The organism is Myxococcus sp. CA039A, assembly GCF_013336645.1.
GTDB classification, from domain to species: domain Bacteria; phylum Myxococcota; class Myxococcia; order Myxococcales; family Myxococcaceae; genus Myxococcus; species Myxococcus llanfairpwllgwyngyllgogerychwyrndrobwllllantysiliogogogochensis.
On the sequence record NZ_JABUMQ010000006.1, the window covers coordinates 63,509 to 81,413 of the forward strand.

A 17,905-nucleotide genomic window follows, 5' to 3' on the forward strand; every position below is an offset into this window, starting at 1 on the left:
GCGTCGCCTTCATCCTCACGACGAACGTATTTTGGGGAGATCGACACGGGATTTATTTTTGCCCGAGGGCGGCGGCGAGGAGGCGCCAGGTCGGACCGTCCGTCCGCGCGCGCCCTCCCCGCGAGTGCAGGCTCGAAAACTAGCAAATATTGATAAACGGAGAATCCAGGGATAGGTTCGCTTGGGTACCCCTCGACTCGGAGTCTCTGGATGAAGAAGTCATTTTTGACAGGGTGGATGACCCTGGCCGTGCTCGCGCCCCTGCATGCCAGCGCGCAGAGTGCCATCGTCGCGTTCGGCGACAGCCTGAGCGACAACGGAAACAACGGAGTCTCCACCAGCGGTCCGAACACTCAACCGGCCAGTCAGATTTACGGGGTGTGGGTCAAACAGCTCGCCACCGCGCTCGGGTTGCCGCTCACGGCCTCCGACGACGGCGGGACGAACTACGCACGAGGAGGGGCGCTCACGAGCGGAATGACGACCCAGGTGAACTCCTACCTGAACAAGGCTCCTCAAATCACCTCCACGACGCTGTTTACGTTGTGGGGCGGCGCCAACGACATCAGCCGGAAGGTGGAGGAGAACCCGCTGAACTCGACGGCCATCAAGGCCGCGGCGGCCCAGGCGGCTTCGAACGTCGAGGCGCAGATTCGTAAGTTGGTCGCCGCGGGCGCCAAGAAGATTGTCTGGGTGAACCTTCCCCCCTTGGAGAAGACGCCGAAGGCGCGAATCATTCCGGGCGGCTTGGGGACGTACGTGTTCGCGCCTCCCGTGACACATTTCAACAGCCTGTGGGCTCAGGCGCTGAAGCGGCTGCGCACCGACCACCCGACCGTGACCTTCTATGGCGTGGATGCTCACAAGCACCTCAATCTCATCATCGCGTCGCCCTCGACGTATGGGCTGACGAATGTGAAGGACTCGTGCGAAGGCAAGTCAGTCAACCCGGACAAGTACCTGTTCTGGGACCTCGCACACCCGACCAGCTACGGGCACAGCATCTTCGCGGACCTCGTCTATGACCTGGTCTCCGACATCCCCGGCTTCGGTGCGCCATTCCCGGTGGACCCGTCCGTGATGGCACCCGAGAGCACCTTGTAGACCTCGTGTTCGCTGCTCGTGCCATTCCGCGGAGCTGCGCGGCGGAATGGCACGGGCTGTCGTGACCCGTCGGCTCGAAGACACCGCGAACCGGAGGCTACGGCTCCGGGTAGTGGAGCACGCGACCGTCTCCGACAATCCAGAAGTTCGCCGCCGTCTCCATCGCGAGGTCGTGCAAGGGCTTGTCCGTCAGGTGCGCGGGAAGGCTTGGCCCCTTGGCCCAGCCCTTCCCGGTCAGCCGATGCAGCCTGCCATTGTTGCTCTTGTCCACGATGTAGCAGTCGCCGTTCGACAACATCACCACACTGCTGAAGTCGACCGCCCCCCTAGGGGGAACCGATTGCTGTGTCCATTGGGCCACTCCACTCTTCCGCCAGACGCCTCCCTGGTCACCGACCGCGCATGCCGTGGTGGAGGACCTTGCCCACACCGCATTCATGGCTCCGCTGATGTCGCCAGGATTGTCCAGAGACTGCACATTCAAGCTGTCGTCCCCCGTGAAATAGGTCAAGACCGCTTGCTTGCCTCCGGTGACCGCCGACACCCACAGTTTTTCATTATCGTCTTGAGTGAGGTTCTCGGAGAAGCCGTGCAGCCCTGTGTAGCGGTGACCCTCCCGAGAGCTGTTGGGGGTTGATTGGGGAGGCCTCCCGAGGTTCCATTCAAAGGTCCTCCAGTAGAAGAGCTGGCCCGCGTCGGTGGCCATGTACACGATGGTGTCGAAGCCATTCTCGAAGCCCACCATTCCCACCACCGTGTCATTGACGGGAAGTTGCGACGCGAAGGCGCACGTCTCCCCGTCATGGATCGCCACCCGGCCGGACGCTCCGCCCAGGTAGACAGCCCCCTCGGAATCAACCCACGAGGCATACCAACCGTAGTTGCCGCAATGGTTCGGACTGGCCGGCGGACTCCCATCTGGAGGCGGCGTCGTCGTCGAAGCTCCAAAGCTGAAGCTCTCGAACCGCTCGTTCGCCGCCTTGCGCACGACCAGTTGTCCCCCGAGGCCGGCGATCCACACGGGATACCCGCCATTCGCTGGGGACATCGCCACCGTCCTCCAGGGGGCGTCGCCACCCGGACCTCGCAGATGAAAGTCGGCGACTTCTCGCAGCGTGCCCCCGCAGTCCCCCACCTCGTCCACCCCTCCCTTGCAGTTGTTGTCGATGGCGTCGCACACCTCCGCCGCCGTCGTCTTCACTCCAGGGTCCGAGTCATCGCAGTCCCGGCCGTTCGCCACGAACTCCGGGGGCGGTAAGGCGCCTTCGCAGGACGGCTGGGACGAATCACCCTCTCCATCACCATCTCCGTCGGGATAGAGGACGGTGAATCCCTCGTTGAGTACCTGGTCGCAGTCATTGTCCACGGCGTCACACACTTCGGTGTGGCCAGGAAAGGCACTCGCGCCCGTTTCGATGCTGTCGTCGCAGTCCGTGCCGCCGTTCGCGAGGGGGACGTAGCCATCCGCGTCCATGTCCGGCGTCTCCAGCATCACTGACTGCTCGTCCTCGACTCCCGCCGCGAAGACGACCACCTGACGGTCCACCTCCGGCCCATTACAGGTCTGCTCGTGCGCGGTGACGGTAAGACTTACGTCCCCGCCCCAATGGGGCTTGCGCAGAAGCACCCACTTCAATGGGGGGGAAATGGAGGCCAGGTTCGAGGCTGTCTCCTCCATCCTTGTCGTGGCGTCCTGTGCCCCCTGCGCCACCACACGGATACAGCCCGTCCTGAAGCTCGCCGTGTAATGGATGGAAACAGGGAGGGCGCGCCCTCGTTTGAGTTCCTCCAGTCCTGGCACGCTGCAGCCCGCGAGGACAGACAGCCACACTCCGAGCCACGGGGCCAGATACCTCATCGTCCCTCCCTCGACCCGTCCTGCTCCCAGTTGGAAATTGGCATGGGCTTGGGCAGGGCACGAGCTTATCGATTTCCCTCCACCCACCAAGTCCGGCCGCCCATCTGGCAAGGAGTTTGGGAGCCGGGTTGTCTCACTCGAAGAGGGACAGCTCCGCGATGGAGGTCACCTCTATCTCCTGGGGCGAGGGCCACATGGACAGCAGGCGGACATACCGGACCGGGGGGCCTCCGGGCAGGGAGATGTCGAGGAAGGCGTACTCGTACCCTGGGATCGGTGGGTCCCATGGACTGTCCGCGTCGCTCACGTTGCGAAAAAGCCGGCTGTTCCCTGTCGTGGGTGATTCGGCGAGCGGTCGCCTGGCGAGCTCGGACCACTGCACTCCGTCCTCGCTGCCTTCGATGACCACCTCCTGTCCATACGTCCTCAGTCCGCGGATGACCACGCGCGAGAGCTGGGCTGGCGTCTCCAGTTGCACGCCCACGCGCCGTGGGCTGGAAGAGGGCTCCCCCCTCGGCCACAGCTCGGAGATGCGCTGTTCGGCGAGCAGCCCATCCGTGAACGGGCAGGGCACGTCAGTCACCGGATGGCACCGGGCCCCCCGGCTGAGTGGGCGCAACGCACCCGCCGGCAATGGCAGTCGCTCGCTGCGCCATTCGAGTCGGAAGTGGAGCCAGGCCTCGTCGCTGGTGAGGGCATCGCGGCGCCAGGCGCCCGCGCTCACCACTCGCACCTGGGCCTCCAGTGTGGCGAAGTCCTCGAGCAGCCAGGGCGGCAGGAGCCTGGGCGAGGTGACGGCCTCTTCGTTCCAGACGAGGCCCTCCTTCGTGTGGAGCTGGAACACGGGCCGCGGAATCGAGGGGTCCTCCAGGTCACCCTCCGGGCTTCCGGGTTGCGGTGTGGTGTCGTCGATATCGACCACCACGCCTCGGGGCGCCTCGGGCGCGGACGGTGGCGGTGCGAAGGTCAGCCACCTTCCGGTCGGGGCATCGCTCCAGGCGAGGTCCGCATCCCAGACACGCAGCACCGGCAGCTCGGAGTCTCCTCCTCCGTTGACCTGGGTGAACGAGACGAACGCCGCGGGGCCGTCCTCCAGGGGCGTCGCCACCCGGAAGCGGGCGCGGGCGTTCGGTCTTGGCGAGGAGCCTCCTCCCGTCACGAAGGGCCCGATGTCCCCCGAGAGGATTTCCAGCACGAAGGCGCCATTGTCGCGCGTGGTGGTCATGCCATACGGCGAGAAGTCGAGCGGGTCGCGGTAGATCTTGCTGTGTCGTCCCCCGTCCAGTGGCAGCGCTGTCGAGTGGAAAGGGGAGCCGTCAGCCCTCAGGGCCATGCCGTAGAAGAAGATGGGGGAGTCGGGAAAGGGCTCGCAGCCCGCGCTACCCAGGCTCACCAAGAGGACGCCCGCGAGAAGGGTGAGGCGCATGTCAGTACGTTCCTTTCAGCCCCAGCATGGGGAGGACGATGGGGAAGCCCCGTGCCTTGCGCACGAGGGAGGTCTTGTCCGTGCCCGCTGGCTCCGCGGTGTATTCGTAGAAGAGGACCTCCGTCTGGAAGGAGGCGTTCAGCAGGTCGAGGGAGGCCTCGAGCACGAGGTCATCCAGGGCCCACGCCTTGGCGGCGCGCAGGTCCACGCGCCAGAAGGAGGGCAGGCGCCCCGCCTGGCTCCGCTCCTGCCGCACCCACCGGGGATTGCCCTCGCTATCCTCGGAGGCGCGCATGGGCTGCGGCGTGAGCTCCCCTGTTTCAGGGCGGCCCGTGTTGAAGTGGACGACGGCCCCCACGGTGTATCCATTGCCGAGCTTGCGGCTGAGGGCCGCGTTGAAGACGTGCTCCTGCTCGAAGGCGAAGGGCACGGTGGCCAGGTCGGTGCCCAGCAACTGGTTCTGGTCATCGTAGCGCTCGATGCGCACCCGGCGCCGGCTCTGGAGGAAGCTGTAGGACGCCCATCCGAACCAGTCTCCGCCGAGCGCGTGGCGGGCCATCAGCTCGAGGCCATACGCGTGGCCGCTGCCGGCCGGGTCCGACGCCGCGATGCCACCCCGCCGCCGCAGGTCGAGGAGCTGCTGGAGGCTGAACTCCACCGTGCGACGCAAGGGATTGTAGAAGGCGTCGGCGCTCAGCTCCCATGCGGGATGGGGCCTCCACTCGGCGCCCAGGTCGAACTGCAGGCCTTCCTGCAGCCCGTAGCGCAGGCCGGACGCCTCCATCACCGGGAGCTGGAGCATCACGGTGGGGGGCTGGTGGAACAGGCCCGCGCCCCCCTTGAGGACGACGGCCTCCGTGAGGGCGTGGCGCACCGTCAGCCGGGGTTCGAGCGCCGTGCGAGTGATTTCCCCGAGCAGTTGATAGACGTCCGCGCGCACGCCAGGGACGACCCTCCAGCGCGGTGAGGGGCTCCACTGCAGCTCGGCGTAGGCGCCGCTCGTGCGGGCGTCCGACGTGGGGCGGGTGAGCGGATCGTCCTCGGAGAAGTACTGGGAGCCGGCGGGGGCCTCGCTCCCGGTGGCGACGACCGTTCCCTGGCGCTGCTCCACGTCCGCGCCCACGGTGAGCTGCATCGTCGACCCCAGCTCCCGCTTCCAGCGCAGGCGCCCCGCGAGGCTCTTCTGCCGCAGGGCGAACTCACCGATTCGGACGCGGGGAGGGCCTCGCTCGGAGAAGATGCCCACCGTGTCGGCTCCCGCCGTGAGGCCCACCTCCAGCTCCCCGTCGGCGAGAGGGTGGAGGCCGCGGAGGTCCACCCGGTGAAAGCGCGTGATTCCGCCGCCGCCATTCGTGGGGTCCTTGGGCATGCCAGGCATGCCAGGTATCTGCCCTTCCTCCTCGGGAGCGTAGGACGCCAGGACATCGGAGCTCCCGAGGGCCAGGAGGCGCAGCCGCCCTTGCCCCACCTTCTGGTCGACGCGGGCCTGGTAGTCCCAGAACTCGGCGCCGACGGCGTTCGAGCCTGGCTTGGAGAGACTGTTGACCAGGAGCGAGCTCAGCAGGCCCGTGTAGCTCATCCGGCCGCCCACGCTGATGCTGGTGCCGGTGGACGCGAACGGCACCTCCAGGAAGGCGGCGCTGTTGATGAGGTCCAGGGTGGCCGAGGCGTGGACCCGGTCCTCGCGCGGGCGGGAGACGCGGCCCTCGACGATGCCGCCGAGCAGTCGCCCGTATTGGACGGGCGGTGTCCCGGGGAAGAAGTCGATGGCGTCGATGAACTCGGGCTGCACCACGGCCGGCCCGAGCATCAGGTGGTAGAGCATGGGGAGGCGGACCCCATCGACGAAGAAGCCCGTGGAGGCCGGCTGACTGCCTCGCACCACGGGATAGCCGAGGCCGGAGGCGAGGCTCGCCACGCCCGGCATCACCATGATGACGCGGAAGGGGTCTCCCTGCGTCCCGGGCACCTCGCGAACCTCCTGCGCGTGCAGTCGGATGCGAGTCACCTCGGTGCGCGGTCGGTCCTCCCTCACCACCGTCTCGTAGGGGCTCACCTTCAAGGGGTCGAGCCGGTAGATGACCTCGACCTGCTGGCCCCGGCTGACAGTCTCCAGGAAGGTGGTGGGCTTGTGGCCGGGGGCACGCACCTCGATGGAGTGGGTGCCGGCTGGGAGTTGGAGCATGAAGCGGCCTTCCGCGTCGGGCCGCACCACGTCCGACACTCCCGACACCTGGAGGGCGGCATCGGCCAGGGGGCGGCGCGTGCCCCGGGCGCGCACCGTGCCCCGCACCTGTCCCTCTCGCGGCGCCTCGGGAGGCTCCTGCGCCAGCGGGGCGTGGGGCGCGAGCAGGAGCCCCAGGGTGAAGGCCCACCTGGTCAGGTACAACGGCAGTCGAGACATGAATCCCTCCGGTCCGCCAGAACAACGGGGCGGGGGCCCGGAACCGGCCAGCCCTTCGTCCGGAGATTCGCCGCGAGATTTCCTGTCCGCTTTTCTGGCCCCTGTTCGTTTCCCTCGGAGAATCCCTCCGGAGCCTCCCAGAGCCTTGGACACCGACATCCAGAGCGCCTACCTGCGCTACTTCCCGCTCATCCGGGAGAAGTGCCGCCGGATGCTGGGGGACTCCGACGAGGCGCAGGACGTCGCGCAGGAGACCTTCATCCGGCTGTGGCGGACGGGGCTCCCCAAGGACGCCCGCCATGCGACCGCGTGGATCTACCGGACCAGCACGAACCTGGCCGTGGACCGGCTCCGCCAGCGCCCGAGCAGCGCATCCGCCCATCGTTCGGAGGAGCTGTCGGATGAACGCTCCGCCGAGGCGACTTTGTGGCGGCGTCAGGAGTTGGAAGCCTATGCGCGGCACCTGCCCGCGGATGCGCTGGAGGCCGCCTTGCTGAGCCGGCTGGATGGATTGACGCAGCAGGAGATCGCCGAGGTGCTCCAGGTGTCGGAGCGCACCGTGCGGCGACTCCTCCAGCGGCTCGATGAGCAGGTGGAGCACCTGAGGAGGACGCTCGGACCATGACGACGACCCCACGGCACCCTTCCTTCCTCGAACTGGACCGCGTGGCGCTGGGCCTCCCGGGCCCGTCGCTCGCGCGGCACCTGGAGACCTGCGCCGAATGTGGTGCCTACCTCCAGCGCGTGAAGCAGCCCGAGTCCGTGCCCGCGTGGGCGCGGTCGCTTGGGACAGCGCCGCCCCGTGGGACGTGGCGTCTGGAGTGGAGGCGATGGGGTTTGCCCCTCGTCGCCACCGCCGCGCTGGCCTGTCTGGTGTTCGTGGTCGTCCCGGGGACGCCGTACGTGGCCCCCAAGGGCGCGCCCGCTGTCGCGGTCCATCTCAAGCGTGGCGAGCAGGTCTTCCTCTGGGATGGGCAGACGCCGCTCGTGCCCGAGGACCGCATCCGGTTGCAGGTGTCCTCGGAGTCGTACCGGTACGTCGCCGTGGCCGCGCGCGCGCCGTCGGGGTGGGCGGTGCTCTTCGCGGGGCCGCTCTCCGAAGGGCCAGACATGGCGCTGCCCGCGAGCTGGCGGGTGGATGAGGCGGGGGGCGAAGAGGTCCTGCGCGTCCTCTTCAGCCGCGAGCCGCTGCCCACGTCCCAGACCGAGGCGCTCTTCTCCGACGCGCCCAGGACTGAGAAGCTGTGGACCACCGAGCTGCGTCTGCCCAAGGGTCCTCCGCCATGAATGGATTCACCCGCGCGTGCCTCGTCGTCCTGCTCTCGTGGCTGATGGCCGCCACGGCCCGGGCCGAGGAGGCGCGCGCCACGCCCCCTGCGTCGAGGCGGATGGCCGTCATCGTGGGCTCCAACGCGGCGGTGCCCGGCCGGGCCGCCCTGCGCTATGCGCACGATGATGCGAGGCGGGTGGCGGACGTCCTCGTGCAGGTGGGAGAGGTCCGCGCGGAGGATGTCGCGCTGCTCCTGGACCCCACCCCCGCGGCGGTGCTCGCGGCGCTCGACGGGCAGCTTGCGCGCCTGCGCTCGACGCCCGGGGACACGATGTTGCTGTTCTACTACTCGGGGCATGCGGACCAGCAGGCCCTGTATCCCCAGGGCGCACCGCTCCAACTCGCCGCGCTGAAGCAGCGCATCGAGAGCTCGGATGCCACGGTGCGGGTGGGCATCATCGACGCGTGCCGGGGCGGAGGGTGGACGCAGGCCAAGGGGCTTCACGCGGAGGCGCCGTTCGCGCTGGAGGTGCCCCTCCATGTGCAGAGCACGGGCTCGGTGCTCATCGCCTCCAGCTCCGGCCTGGAGAACGCGCACGAGACGCAGGCCCTGGAGGGCTCGTTCTTCACCCATCATCTGGTGGCGGGGCTGCGCGGCGCCGCCGACATCGCCGGAGATGGCGAGGTGTCGCTCGTCGAGGCCTTCACCTATGCGAAGCAGCTCACCATCCGCGACACGTCGGTGTTCGTGGAGCGCCTGCAGCACCCCAGCTTCGACATGAACCTCCGGGGGCGCGATGACCTGGCCCTCACCCGCGTGGACTCAGGGGACAGTGTCGTCGTGCTCGTCCAGCGCCGGGGACCGCTGGAGGTGGTGCTCACGTCGACGGGGCAAAGCGTCATCGAGACCCCCGCTGGCGAGCGGCAGATGAAGGTGGCACTTCGCCCGGGGCGCTACCTGCTGGTGCGCAAGGGCCCGGACCGCCCGGCCGTGCGCGAGTTCAGCATCCAGGCGGCGCAGTCGCTCCAACTCGACGAGGAGGACATGGTGCCGGCGAGCTTCGCCCCCATCGTGACCAAGGGAGCCGAGGACCCGGCCACGACCTGGGCCCAGGTCACGCCGCACCGGATGGTGTTGCTCCACCCCTTGTCACTCGCGTTCGCGGTGACGTTCCGGATGGAGTACGCCCACGCCCTCACCCCGTACTGGGCGTTCACGCTCGAGCCCTCGTACTGGCAGGAGACCAGCGTCACGAGCTACACGATGGGCGGGTTCGACGCGGGCGCCCGCTACCATCTCTTCGGCAATGCCCCAGAGGGGCTCTTCGTCGGAGGGAAGCTGGGCATCAGCATCCTGGGGGTCAAGGATGATGGGGCCAACAGGACCATCTTCACGCTGCACCAGGCGCTCGAGGTGGGCTACTCGCTCTTCCTCTGGAACCGGCTCGTGCTGTCCCTGGGCGTGGGCGTGGGCAACGCCTTCTCGACGGCGCGGGACGTCAATGAAGACGGAATGTGGCACCCCATCGTCATCGACATGGGCCCGCGCAGGCCTCAACTGGGGCTCTCCGCGGACTATCGGGTCGCTGTCGGCGTCGCGTTCTGACGCCGCTGCTCCCCGAGCCTGGGACACGCCTCACTGGAAGGAGAACTTCGAGCGCAGCTCCGGAGGCGCGAGCAGGTTGCTGTGTCCCGTGTTTGCGATTTCCGCCATGGTCTGCAACATCCGATGAATCACCCCGCACAGGGTGTCGCAATTCATGATGAAGGTCTGCTTCTTGGTCTTCTTGACCTTCTTCTTGCTGTCCAGCTTGTCCAGCTTCCCCTTGTAGGGTTTGAAGTAGTCCTGCACGTCGCGCAATGGGACGTTCTCGCCTTTCGCCGCCCTCGCGCAGAGCTCCTCCAATAGGTTGAACTTGGGCTGGACATGCTTCGCGAAGTCGAAGCCCGCGTCCTCGAGGTTGATCTGCGAGATTCGCAGGATGCAGAAGGTGAGGCGTTCGACTGACATCACGGGGCCGTAATCCACGTACGGGAGCGCCCTGGCTTTCGCCCATTTGCTTTGCGCGATTCGCTCTTGGGAGTTCGTATCGACCGTCTGGTCGAAGATCGTCACGATCGTCGGCTCCTCGAGGCTGAGGATGCACGGCACCCGGATTTCGGTGCGGAAGAACGTCTTGAGGGTCTTGTGGAGGAGGGTGAGCACGGAGGCATCCTCCGGACTCTCGAGCGTGGCGGAAGCGACTGACAGGTCCTTGATGAGCATCCCGAGCAGGTCGACCTTGCCTTGATAGCGGCGCAGCTCGCGAATGAGGGAGAGCGCGAGCGCCGCCCGGCAGCCCCAGTTCCCGTAGAACACCTCGAAGAGGAAGCAGTTGTAGTGTTTGGTCTTGCCGTAGACCTGGGTCCACTCGCTGCAGTGCTTCTCCTTGAAGTCGATCACCCTGACCAGTTCATCGTACAGGACGCTCTTGTGGGTGTTCTCGTTGTCGAAGGGGATGCCCTGGTCATGAAGGGAGATGCACAGCTCCGGCCCGATTTCATCGAAGTTCATGCACAGGACGATGTCGCCGTAGCGAGAGCCGCCCGTCATGGCGTTGTACGTGAACTCCAGTCGGCCGAACACGTAGTCGATGTGGCCGAACTTGGCGTCCATCGTCTTGCTGGTGTACTTCGCGCTCTGGTTGCCGACCGTCGGTGACATCAACGAGTGACTGCTCTTGATGGCCTCGGTCTCGGTGCCGTGCTTGAAGTACATCGGCAGCTTGATGAAGTGCTCGTAGAGCATCCACTCCGCGCACGTCAGGACGATTTCCCGTGTGTCCTCCTCCTCGGACAGGCGGGTATAGGTCTTCTTGACCTCGATGGGGTCGATCTTCCAGGCCGAGTACCCTGACTCCGCGTAGATCTCCCCGCTGTACAGCAATTGATAGAACTTCTCCTTGGTGACGCAGGCCCCCTCCTTGGGCGGGAGCTTCGTATTCAACTCTTGAATGACGAAGCAGAGGTTGCACTCGCTCAGCTCGATGAGGGTCGCCGGAAGCGAACCGCACGACACCGCCAGCACGTGCTGCTGCTTCAGTCTCTCCATGGCGAGCGTGTATGCTTTTCCGTGCTTGTGGATGTACTCCTGGTAGATTTTCTCCTGGATTGTATTCGTCCACACCTTGCGCTGCTCGACGCGCCACTTGCCCATCAGGCTGATGGATTGAGTCGTCGAGGACGACGAGGGGGACTCCCCTCGTTCGTGGAGGTGGAGCAGGTACTTCAGCGTGTGCAGGCGGTCCAGGAAGATTCGCCGGAACAGCAGGTCGAAGTCATTCGGGTTGACGCTCAAGAGCCCCTGCGTCTGCGCGAGGAGGGTGACCTTGCGAAGCGCCTGATGGAATATATCCAGCTCGCCCTGCTTGTTGCTGAAGGGGATGGGACGCGCGAGCGTTTTCAACAGACAGTCGACCACCACGACGAGGTCGCAGGAGTTCGACTCGAGGTATTTCTTCGTCAACTCGAATGACTGGAGCTCGTAACCCTTCCAGAAGTCATAGGTGTTGATCCATCGGTCAATCAGCGAGAGGACGAGCTCCAGCGAGAGCGTGCCGGGGCCTTGCCTGGTGTTCTTGGGTTTGGGCTGATGCAGCTTGAATCCGCAATCAGGACACCAGCCGTCATCGAACGAAACGGGCCCCTTGCAGTTGGAACAGCGCGACGGCGCCTGACCGAAGATCAGCAGGTTCGACTGCGGGCCCCCCTGGCTCAACTCGACACGAGAGCTGTTCGACTTCTTCCCACAACCCATGCAGAGCCCGTCCTCGGATTCTCGACGGAACGAGTGGCACGAGATGCAGAGGTTTCGCTTGCAGGGCTCGCATGGGTCGCCCCGGAAGTCGACGACGTTGCGCTTGCAGAGCACGCAGTAATGCGTCAGGTCCATGGGCTCCTCCTGAAGGGGAGAGGGTAGGGAGACGGCCTGTGCTTCTTCATCAGGAGCGCGGGAACCCGGACCTCGCCGAACTCGAAGTCCCAGGGGCCCTGTTCGACATATCCCGCGGCTCGGTAGAAGGGGACGGCGCACAGGGACGCGGTGACGTCCAGGGCCTCCATGCCCAGATTCCAGGCGGTGCGTTCCAGGCATCGCAAGAGGCTTTGCCCCAGGCCTCGCCGCATGTGTCCAGGCGCGGCATACAGGGCCTCGATACGGGCCCTGCGGGGATGGAGCTGGCCAAAGGCAACCACCCGGCCCTCCTGCTCCGCGACAAGCAACTCGCGGACGGACTGCGCGTCGCGGCGGTATGTCGGATGGAGCGCCTGGCACCAGGCCTGTATCTGGGTGCCGTCGTAATACTCACGCCAGGCGGAGTGGATGGAGGCCAGCTCCAACCGGTACATCGCGTCTCCATCCCTGGGTTCCGCCCGGCGGATGTGCGGTTTGATGACCCGGGGTAGGGAAGGAGTATCAGGGAACGATGCGGGGCGCGGCACCATGCCGTATGCCTATTGCAAGGCAGGCGCCGGGCCGGCGGGCCTCTCGCTTGGGTTGTGTGGAGTGCCAGTGCGCGGCGGCTCCCGCGTGCCAGCGGAACGCGGCTGCGTCCTGGAGGAACGAGTCCCCCATGGGTTCGTTGCCCGCACGTTGATGGCTGTCACCTCCCTCCTTGCAGCCTGAGCCATGACAGGGCCTGGAGCGAGGCGAACCAGGCGCCCGCGACCAGGAGGTGGCGCAGGTGGTTCAACCGGGCCCAGAGCATCGCGCTCTCCACGGACGCCGGCGTGTCTGACGCCTGCATCAGCCGCATCATCGTGGGGATGAAGTAAGAGAAGGTGAGGAGCCTGTCCACGAGCGCCACCACGGCGGCCGCGAGCCACCAGGTGCGCAGCGGCCCCGTGGCGCGCGTGGCGAAGAAGAAGCTCGCCAGGGTGAGCAGCGTCAGCGGTCCCGTGCTGACGAAGGCCCAGAAGCGCAGCCCCACGTTGTCCTGGCGCGCCGCCTCCGCGAACCAGTGCGCGCCCGTGGTGTCGAGCCATCTGGGAAGCACGATGCGGTGCTCATAGAGCCCCGCGCCGAGGGAGACGCCCAGGTTGAGCACGAAGAGCCACAGGAAGATTTCCGCCGCCGAAGGCTTCAGGTTCATCATGCGGGCAGGATGCGTCCGGGGCCCGCGAGCGTCTTTCGTGCCCTTGTGCTGTTTTTCTGATTCCTGCGGTGTTCCTCATGGGTCCCCGACACTCCCTCCTCGAGCAGATTGGCGCCGACATCGTCCGCTTCCAGGAGGCCACCGCGGAGTTTGACGCGGCCGTCGGGGAAGTGCTCGCGCTCGGCCGCGCGGAGCTGGTGTGTCTGGCGCAATTGCACTTCGGCGGGCCCACGCCCTTGAGCGCCGTCGCCCGGGGAACAGACGTGGCGCGGCTGGAACTCGCGGGCTATGTGCGACGGGAGTCGGCGGGAAGTGGCACGCGGCTGGTGCTCACGGGACACGCGCGCGAATGGATTGAGACCCTCTGGGGACCCTTTCGCACGGAGGGGTTCCAGCTGATGTCGTCCCTTCCGGATGCGGACCTGAAGGTCATCGCGGGCTTCCTGACCTCGGCACGGGCGGTCCAGGACCGCCATGCGTCCCGTGTGGCGAAGCTGCTCCAGGCCCCCGGAGGCTCCAGGGCGGCGCGGCGGCGTGGAGGCCTCTCCGCCGCCGCGCTCCATCGCGTGCAGCTGTTCATCGAGGCGCACCTCGCGCGGACGATTCGCGTGGAGGAGCTGGCCCAGCGCTCGGGGTTGAGCGTCTTCTACTTCACCCGCGCCTTCCGGCAGTCTACGGGGATGACGCCGCACGCCTTCGTGCAGCAGCGGCGGGTGGAGCGGGCCCGCGAGTTGTTGATTCGCACCTCCCGCTCCCTCGGGGACATCGCGCTGGAGGTGGGCTTCAGCTCGCAGAGCCACTTCACCACCGTCTTCCGCCGACTCACGGGGCTGACTCCCGCTGTCATCCGGCGCGGAGGCGGGTGAGACTCTCCGGCGCTGGAGTGCCTGCGTTGACGGAGCCCTGCCATGTCGCAATCGACCATCCTGTTCGGCGAAGCGTTCTCGCCCTGGACCCAGAAGGCGCGCTGGGCCCTGGAGCATTGCGGCGTTGCGTTCGTGTATCGGGAGTACACGCCGACGCTGAGCGAGCCGGCGCTGCGTTGGCGCATGCGGCAATGGTCGGGCAAGGTGTCGGTGCCGGTGCTGCTGGCTGGTGCGCAGGTCGTGCGCGGCTCCTGGGACATCGCCCGTTATGCGGCGCAATGGGCCGGTGACGGGCGGCTGGGTGACTTCGAGGTGATTGCCCCCTGGAATGAATTGAGTGAAGCGGCGCTCGCGGAGGCGCGGACGCGCGTGGTGCGCTCCGTGTTGGCCGACCCGGAGGCGCTCGACGAAGCCGCCGCCTCGGTGCTGCCCCGGCCGCTGCGCCGTCCCCTGCGTTTTGTCGCACGCGATGCCGCGCGTCGACTCGACCGCAAGTATCGGCATCTGGTGGTCCCGGGCTCGCTGCGACAGGCGCTGGAGCGAACCCGCGCCGGATTGCGCGCGTCGGGCGGTGAGTACCTGCTCGGGCGCTTCAGCTATGCGGATGTCACCATGGCCGTGGTGCTGGAGGGCATTGCCCCGGCCGCGCGGATAGAGCCGCCCTTGGGCCCCGCGACACGTCGCTGCTGGAGTGACGAGGCCCTGGCGGGAGAGTTCGACGACTTGCTGAAGTGGCGCGCACGTCTGGTGGCGACACACGCGGCTCGGTAGGCGCAAGGTCGCTCGCTGCTGCCGCGGCGGCTCGGCGCTCAGTCTCCGCGCCGACTGACAGAACCACTCTGCCCATGGCCGCTCTCCGCGCGGCTTCCGTCCCGCGCGGGCAGGACGGAAGCCAGCCGCGCCGGAAGGGGAGTGCCTTCGCGGCGCGGCCAGCCCGGGTCAGAGGTTCATGAACGAATCAGGGACTCGCCTGACAGAGGTGGCCCCTGAGTTTGTTGGGGAACCCTGGGCTCCCTGCTCAGGGCGTGTCGAGCCTCGTCGCAGGCACCTGCTCCTCCTGGGTGTGCTGCCGCTGTCGGAGGTTCCGCAGGGCGGTCAACGTCACCACGGACATGACCGAGGCGTACCCCACCAGTGGCCACGCGGTGTCGCCGTCGAGCAGGACAACCATCAGCGTTCCGAGGACGCCGACGATGAGGCTCTGGATGCAGAAGTAGAGCGCGACCGCTGTTCCCGCCATGGCGCCAAAGGCCTGGAGTGCGCCATTGGCGGTGACGGACGCGGCGAACACGATACCGGCCGCGATGACCCACATCGGCACGACGAACGTCCAGAAGGACGGGGCCGCGAGCAACTGCCCGGCTGTCAGCAACGCCGCGCCGAGCAACAACAGGAGCATGCCGCGGGTGAGGCTTCCTTCGAGCCCCCAGGTCGCCACGAAGCGCTTCGCGAAGCGTGTCGTGAGAATCATCGCGAGCGCGGCGGTGGCGAAGGCCAGGCTGAACCCGAGCTCCGAGAAGCCTGCCTGTCCGATGAGGACCCGAGGCGCCGTGGAGAAGAACACGAAGAAGGCGCCCATGGCCGCGCTGAAGCCCAGCGTGTACGTCCAGAACGCGGCGCTGCGCAGGATGGGCCGGAACGCCACGCGGTGGTGTGTCCCTCCGGAGGGGCTCGTCTCGTGCCATCTCGGAAAGGCGTTCAGCAAGGCCGCCGCCGCCAGGATGCCGAGCGTGATGAAGATGGCTCGCCATCCCAGTTGTCTGGCGAGCAAGGCCCCGGCGATGGGACCGAGCGCGGGCACGAAGGCCAGCATGGCGCTGAACAGGCTGTAGATGACCGCGCTCTCGGGCCGGTCCGCATAGACATCACGGACCGTCGCGAACGTGGCGACGAGGGCCGCCGACGCCCCCACGGCTTGCAGGAGTCGGAGACCGACGAACATCGCGGCATCGGACGTGCCCGCGAGCAGGAACGAGGCGGTCGCGAACAACAGCGCGCCTCCCAGCAGGACTGGACGCCGGCCGATGCGGTCCGAGACCGGGCCGAACACCACCTGCCCGAGCCCGAGCACGGCCATGTAGAGGCTCAGCGTGAGCTGGATGACGGCGGGGGAGGTGTTGAGGATTCCGGTCATCGCCGGAACCACGGGGAGGTAGATGTCCATGGCCAGTGAGGCCAGGAGGTCGAACGGGGCCATCAGCCACAGCGCTGCTGGCACCGAGTGCTTCCACGACAGGGTTTTAGGGTCAGGCACGATTGCATCCGCACAAATGAGGAACATCTGGCGACGCTCTGCCTCTCCACGGGTACCGGGATGAGCTGGGACAGAGGGCCGCGGCAACGGTTGACGTGTCGCCGCGGCTCACTCATCTGCGGATTTGGTGGTGCTCATCCGGCCGGCTCCTGCGGGCGTCGTGTCTGCGCACGAAGGCCACGGGTGGGTATAGCAACCGCGCCGGTGTCGCTCAATCCTCCGGCAGTGGTCGGACGGTTGCTTCCAGGGGCTCAGCCACACCACAGGGGCGCGCAACGACCGCTCCGGCAGAATCTGGTCGGACCACATTCCCTGCTCTCCCCACAAATATCGCCTGCCGGAGCAGGGGGCAGACACACGATGGACGCGCCGCTGTTTCCGCAGCGAGACTCCAGACAGGAGACGAACTCCCCGCTCAAGCCACCGAGCCAGCCACAAGGGGCGCTACTGCCCGGCGCCGGGCGACAGCTCCGAGACCCCACGTCGCAATAGGAGAGCGGCGCACAATCCAGGGCGCCCGGCTCACACGCCTCTCCCAGTGCCTTCACGGGGCGGCACTCCTTGGGCGAGTCGTTGCCCAGGGGGGGCTGCGTCCTGGCGCATCGATATCGGAGCGAGCACTGCTCGTCTCCCACACAAGGGCCCTCCGTCCTGCGCGCGATGCACCGACCATTTTCGCAGTGCGTATCCGAGCCCGACGAACACTTCACTCCCAAGATGCAGCGTCCGTCCGACTCCACGTCGAGGAGACAGCGTCCCCCCGAGCAGGATGAGCCCTTCTCACACCGGTCCTGGCTGGTACACGTCGCGCTGACGGGGATGTACGCACGGCACATGCCGGAACACCCTTCCGTAATATCGCACCACCCGCCCTGGCAGTCGGCGGTGTTGGCACACGTGCCTCCCGTGGCCACCTGGGGCTCGAAGGCCGGGCAATCCTTCAAGAGTGTTCCCTGTGCGAACGCATCGAGGCGCCGCTCTCCCTCGCGGTTCGTCTCATCGAGGCTCAGCTCCCCACAGGGCTTACTCCGGAGTTTACGCAAGCAGGCGCCAAACTCCTCCGGCCGGAACACCTGTCGCCCCGACGCCACGCTCGACTCGACCGACGTGCAAACGTCATTCGGGCCCAGCAGCCGCCCGAAGCCTTCCACGGACCCGCCGAGGCACTCGCTCGCATGGGCCGCGACGCTCCATATCGCCGCGCGGCAGGACTCCCCCACCATCTGTGCTGTTCGCACCCCCTCCACGCACACTGCTTCTGTCCCGCAGTGCTGCGATTCGAGGCAGTGGAGGTCGTCCTGACAGGGCACCGGCGTGAGCGTCACGGAGCAGCCCAGCCACAGCACACCCAGCAGCATCCAGGTCGCGCGCATGTCAGAAGCTCCCTTCGATGAAGAAGAGGGTGACGCTCGTGGCCGCGGCCACGCCCGCCACGCCATAGAGGATGTTCGCCGCGCGGGACTTGCCTTGCGCTGAGTCTCGCAGCCGCCGGACGTCGGCCCCGTCGTGCGGACGGGTGGTCAGCTCCCGGGCATCGGCGCGCGCGATGCTCCCGAGCAGCACCGCCCCCACCGTCGCGGCCCCCGTGGCC

At 67.0% G+C, this 17,905-nt stretch carries 13 protein-coding genes and 1 pseudogene; 6 read left to right on the forward strand and 8 right to left on the reverse strand.

Translation table 11 applies throughout. The features are described 5' to 3' along the window. Positions 1-210 precede the first annotated feature (210 nt). Positions 211-1,104: an SGNH/GDSL hydrolase family protein gene (locus tag HR086_RS01895; protein WP_174464676.1), complete on the forward strand. Its 894-nt coding sequence runs from the start codon at positions 211-213 to the stop codon at positions 1,102-1,104. A gap of 97 nt (positions 1,105-1,201) precedes the next feature. Here the strand turns inward: HR086_RS01895 and HR086_RS01900 are convergent, their stop codons facing one another. From HR086_RS01900 to HR086_RS01910, 3 genes are all read right to left on the reverse strand, one after another. Then, positions 1,202-2,782, reverse strand: a complete 1,581-nt coding sequence (locus HR086_RS01900) for a putative metal-binding motif-containing protein (protein ID WP_174464677.1) — start codon at positions 2,780-2,782, stop codon at positions 1,202-1,204. A gap of 313 nt (positions 2,783-3,095) precedes the next feature. Then, on the reverse strand, positions 3,096-4,388 hold the full coding sequence (locus tag HR086_RS01905; RefSeq protein WP_174463914.1) for a hypothetical protein: 1,293 nt from the start codon (positions 4,386-4,388) through the stop codon (positions 3,096-3,098). A gap of 1 nt (position 4,389) precedes the next feature. Beyond that, complete coding sequence (locus HR086_RS01910) at positions 4,390-6,792, reverse strand: TonB-dependent receptor (protein ID WP_254626138.1); 2,403 nt, start codon at positions 6,790-6,792, stop codon at positions 4,390-4,392. Positions 6,793-6,937: 145 nt separating this feature from the next. On the opposite strand from HR086_RS01910, the gene HR086_RS01915 reads away from it, so the two are divergent. The 3 genes from HR086_RS01915 to HR086_RS01925 are packed head-to-tail and all read left to right on the forward strand — an operon-like array spanning position 6,938 to position 9,668. Continuing rightward, positions 6,938-7,417, forward strand: coding sequence for an RNA polymerase sigma factor (locus HR086_RS01915; RefSeq protein WP_174463912.1), 480 nt, complete (start codon positions 6,938-6,940; stop codon positions 7,415-7,417). Continuing rightward, positions 7,414-8,079, forward strand: a complete 666-nt coding sequence (locus HR086_RS01920; RefSeq protein ID WP_174464679.1) for a hypothetical protein — start codon at positions 7,414-7,416, stop codon at positions 8,077-8,079. The genes HR086_RS01915 and HR086_RS01920 overlap by 4 nt, the downstream gene beginning before the upstream one ends. After that, on the forward strand, positions 8,076-9,668 hold the full coding sequence (locus HR086_RS01925) for a caspase family protein (protein WP_174464680.1): 1,593 nt from the start codon (positions 8,076-8,078) through the stop codon (positions 9,666-9,668). The genes HR086_RS01920 and HR086_RS01925 overlap by 4 nt, the downstream gene beginning before the upstream one ends. 30 nt (positions 9,669-9,698) lie before the next feature. Here HR086_RS01925 and HR086_RS01930 read toward each other — a convergent pair whose 3' ends face one another. From HR086_RS01930 to HR086_RS01940, 3 genes are all read right to left on the reverse strand, one after another. Beyond that, complete coding sequence (locus tag HR086_RS01930; protein ID WP_174464681.1) at positions 9,699-11,993, reverse strand: hypothetical protein; 2,295 nt, start codon at positions 11,991-11,993, stop codon at positions 9,699-9,701. After that, positions 11,984-12,448 carry a GNAT family N-acetyltransferase gene (locus tag HR086_RS01935; protein WP_174464682.1) on the reverse strand — a complete coding sequence of 155 codons (465 nt, stop codon included), beginning with the start codon at positions 12,446-12,448 and terminating at the stop codon, positions 11,984-11,986. Before HR086_RS01935 ends, HR086_RS01930 begins: the two co-directional genes overlap by 10 nt. A gap of 254 nt (positions 12,449-12,702) precedes the next feature. After that, positions 12,703-13,194: a DUF1772 domain-containing protein gene (locus HR086_RS01940; protein WP_174464683.1), complete on the reverse strand. Its 492-nt coding sequence runs from the start codon at positions 13,192-13,194 to the stop codon at positions 12,703-12,705. 77 nt (positions 13,195-13,271) lie between these two features. On the opposite strand from HR086_RS01940, the gene HR086_RS01945 reads away from it, so the two are divergent. Continuing rightward, entirely contained in the window at positions 13,272-14,060 is a 789-nt protein-coding gene (locus tag HR086_RS01945; RefSeq protein ID WP_174463906.1) for an AraC family transcriptional regulator, read from the forward strand. A 42-nt stretch (positions 14,061-14,102) separates the two neighbouring features. Further along, on the forward strand, positions 14,103-14,831 hold the full coding sequence (locus tag HR086_RS01950) for a glutathione S-transferase family protein (RefSeq protein WP_174464684.1): 729 nt from the start codon (positions 14,103-14,105) through the stop codon (positions 14,829-14,831). 247 nt (positions 14,832-15,078) lie between these two features. On the opposite strand, the gene cml is transcribed toward HR086_RS01950, so the two are convergent. Together cml and HR086_RS01960 are read right to left on the reverse strand one after the other, a co-directional pair. Then, on the reverse strand, positions 15,079-16,296 hold the full coding sequence (gene cml, locus HR086_RS01955; protein WP_256433594.1) for a CmlA/FloR family chloramphenicol efflux MFS transporter: 1,218 nt from the start codon (positions 16,294-16,296) through the stop codon (positions 15,079-15,081). Between the two features lie 1,392 nt (positions 16,297-17,688). Continuing rightward, positions 17,689-17,905, reverse strand: a pseudogene (locus HR086_RS01960) (hypothetical protein); the annotation flags it as partial.

Excerpts from the sequence above, each read along its gene's own strand:
- HR086_RS01895 (WP_174464676.1), top strand. The coding sequence starts at position 211 with ATGAAGAAGTCATTTTTGACAGGGTGGATGACCCTGGCCGTGCTCGCG.
- HR086_RS01900 (WP_174464677.1), bottom strand. The coding sequence starts at position 2,782 with ATGGAGGAGACAGCCTCGAACCTGGCCTCCATTTCCCCCCCATTGAAG.
- HR086_RS01905 (WP_174463914.1), bottom strand. The coding sequence starts at position 4,388 with ATGCGCCTCACCCTTCTCGCGGGCGTCCTCTTGGTGAGCCTGGGTAGC.
- HR086_RS01910 (WP_254626138.1), bottom strand. The coding sequence starts at position 6,792 with ATGTCTCGACTGCCGTTGTACCTGACCAGGTGGGCCTTCACCCTGGGG.
- HR086_RS01920 (WP_174464679.1), top strand. The coding sequence starts at position 7,414 with ATGACGACGACCCCACGGCACCCTTCCTTCCTCGAACTGGACCGCGTG.
- HR086_RS01925 (WP_174464680.1), top strand. The coding sequence starts at position 8,076 with ATGAATGGATTCACCCGCGCGTGCCTCGTCGTCCTGCTCTCGTGGCTG.
- HR086_RS01930 (WP_174464681.1), bottom strand. The coding sequence starts at position 11,993 with ATGGACCTGACGCATTACTGCGTGCTCTGCAAGCGCAACGTCGTCGAC.
- HR086_RS01935 (WP_174464682.1), bottom strand. The coding sequence starts at position 12,448 with ATGTACCGGTTGGAGCTGGCCTCCATCCACTCCGCCTGGCGTGAGTAT.
- HR086_RS01940 (WP_174464683.1), bottom strand. The coding sequence starts at position 13,194 with ATGATGAACCTGAAGCCTTCGGCGGCGGAAATCTTCCTGTGGCTCTTC.
- HR086_RS01945 (WP_174463906.1), top strand. The coding sequence starts at position 13,272 with ATGGGTCCCCGACACTCCCTCCTCGAGCAGATTGGCGCCGACATCGTC.
- HR086_RS01950 (WP_174464684.1), top strand. The coding sequence starts at position 14,103 with ATGTCGCAATCGACCATCCTGTTCGGCGAAGCGTTCTCGCCCTGGACC.